Genomic DNA, 2,416 nt, shown 5'->3' with positions numbered 1-2,416 from the left:
ACAACCCTTACCCTCCTTCTATCAAATCTGCCCCGTGATGAGGAACTGATAGGTGGTAAGCGGGCTTCCCTTCGGTTCCGCTGCTCCAGCGGCGGGTGAGGACCCGGAAGCCGCCGTGCGATGAGCCGCCTTCTCCGCCGAAGCCTGAGCCTCTTGACGCGGCGTGTCGGCATCGGCATCGAGTGAGGACGCGGAAGCCGCCGCGCAAGGGCGATCCGGGGGGGCGGGCGGCATTGACGCTTTCGCTGCGGCTTCCTCTTCCTTCAGCATCTCGACGATGCGCAGCGCCAAATCCCGAACGGCCGTGGTCGAAGCCGCGTGACGCACTTCAAAGGCCAGCGCCAGCAGCTTGATCACCGTCCCTTCCGGCAGCAGCGCGTCCAGCCGTGCTTCCAGAGCCTCGGCCTGCGCGGCCAAAAGACCTTGGCGCAAAACACGGGCGCGCAGCAGTTGGTGCAGGGCGTCCAGCACCTGTGCCACCACCGAAGGTTCCGTGATCAGCGGGGTGGACTCGTCAGGGTTCTGCTCCAGATAGTCCACCAGCGCCGCCAGATTGTGACGGCTGCCCGGATAGTCCCTGCCGAGCGCTTGCTCGATGCGGATGTCTTCGAGCAGGTTCGTCAACAACTTCGCCAGGCCGGGCGGCACAGGAATCGTGAAGTCCGTATACCGAACATGCGCGGCTTCATGATCAATGAAGCCGTTGGCGAGAATTTCCAGCGGCTTGCCGGCCAATGGCAAGCCAGGCAAGTGAATGGTCTGCCCATCGGTGTAGGCTTCGTCTCCACCGATCTCGACCTTGACTCCCAGCTTGCGGCCCAGCATCTGGGCCATCAGGGGCAGGGCTCCCCATAAGGGATTTCTTCTCATGCTCACCTCCAAAAAAAGGAGGCGCGCCGCTTCCCCACCACGGGGAAGACGTGCGCCCCGCAGGGGGTAAAAAACGATCAGTAAAACCACTCGCCGCCGGCGTCGATCACTTCGGCTTCAGCCGGTGGCTTTGATCGGGAGGCCACCGCCTCGTTGAACGGTGAAGGTTCAGCGTCTTCGTTGAACATCTGAGATTCAGCGTCCTCGTTAAACGTCTGAGGTTCAGCGTCCTCGTTAAACGTCTGAGGTTCAGCGTCTTCGTTGAACGGTGAAGGTTCAGCGTCCTCGCTGGAAGAGGTAGCCCGGGCTACCTCCGGTTGGATATCGGCCCAGAGTTCATCGACGACCGGAAGGGCCTGCGCGGCCCAGGTCTGAAGACCCTGCGGTTGTGAGGCCAGGCAAAGAAATTGCCGCAAGCCTTCCAATACCCGGCCACTGATCGGGGGGTGAGCTGGAACGCTGGCCAGCAGCCGATCGATTTCCAGCACCACCGCCCGAAAGCCGCTGTCCACGAACGACAGGCCCTCGAGCTTGTCGCGCAGGGCTTTCAAGGGGCTGAGCGCTCGTCGGGTCACGGTCGTTTTCCCTTGGAAGGACGCTTCCAGGGTTTCACGCGCCTGCTGGCCAATCTCGGATAAAATTTGCCCCGATAAACCCGACAGGACGTTTTCCAGACCCGGATGAGTGATCACCTGGGGCGAAGGCGCGTCGAAACGCACCGCTTGAACGGCAAAATGGAGCCGTCCCCCGACGTACTCGGCGGGCACCAGAGCCTCCCGAATCAGTTTCTGCCACTCCGGCGGTTGCTGATTCGCCCAGGTTGCGAGCTGGGTGTCATAGGTGTCCAGAAACGTGGTGCGCGCCGCTTGATACCGCTGCTCCAACCCGGTGAGCTGATCCAACAGCCCTTGGGCTTTGGCGACGGGGATGGCATAGCCGCCCATAAACCGCGTACCCACCGCCAAACAGTGGCGATGGGCCGCGCTGCGGATCGTGGTGAATTCCCGCAGCGCGGCGGGATGGATCAACTGCTTTTCGCCCAGTGAAACCAGGGTTTCGGGCGGGAGTTGCGACCGATCCAGGCCTAAATCTTCCGGGGTTAAGCTCTTTTTCCCACTCCAGCAGGAAATGTCGAGGTTGACGAAAACCAACTCGTTCGCCAACAGGGTCAACGGTTGTGCGTACATCAAAACCTCCTTCGTTGAAGAAAAAGGCGAACGCCACCCGCCGGCCTGGAAGGCGGACGGAGGGCGTCCGCCCAGGACCGATTTTTAGTAGAACCATGCCTCCACGGCCATGACCGCCGGGGGATCCACCCATGCCTATTAAGGTGATGCTGCTTCGGTATCACTTTCCCGATGGACACTCCAAGGATTGGGCGTATCCCACGCCGGTGATGGCGGATGCGCCGAACTTCACGGTCTATTTTGGCCGGACCGGTTCCCCGTTGCGCCGGCGGGACACGCCCGCCTCCGCCTGTCGCAATATAATGGACCCCAAATTTCGGACAGGCAAATAAGGTGGTACTCTGCAACGTAAAGACATC

Annotated in this window: 3 protein-coding genes; 1 reads left to right on the top strand and 2 read right to left on the bottom strand. The window is 61.3% G+C overall.

Annotation, left to right across the window (positions count from 1 at the left end):
- Nucleotides 1-21: 21 nt before the first annotated feature.
- Together BN874_RS16905 and BN874_RS16900 are read right to left on the bottom strand one after the other, a co-directional pair.
- The gene (locus BN874_RS16905) at nucleotides 22-870 is read right to left on the bottom strand and encodes a hypothetical protein (protein ID WP_081756476.1); all 849 of its coding nucleotides are present in this window, start codon (nucleotides 868-870) and stop codon (nucleotides 22-24) included.
- A 77-nt stretch (nucleotides 871-947) separates the two neighbouring features.
- Complete coding sequence (locus BN874_RS16900) at nucleotides 948-2,057, bottom strand: DUF3150 domain-containing protein (RefSeq protein WP_051497971.1); 1,110 nt, start codon at nucleotides 2,055-2,057, stop codon at nucleotides 948-950.
- Nucleotides 2,058-2,188: 131 nt separating this feature from the next.
- Between BN874_RS16900 and BN874_RS16895 the strand changes: the two genes are divergently transcribed.
- A complete protein-coding gene (locus BN874_RS16895; protein WP_034435444.1) occupies nucleotides 2,189-2,389 on the top strand; it encodes a hypothetical protein in 201 nt (66 codons plus the stop codon).
- Nucleotides 2,390-2,416 lie beyond the last annotated feature (27 nt).

Origin of the sequence: Candidatus Contendobacter odensis Run_B_J11, from assembly GCF_000531125.1 — a bacterium.
GTDB lineage: Bacteria > Pseudomonadota > Gammaproteobacteria > Competibacterales > Competibacteraceae > Contendibacter > Contendibacter odensensis.
Note: the sequence above shows the minus strand (reverse complement) of the source record. Positions and strands in the feature narration are given on the sequence as shown.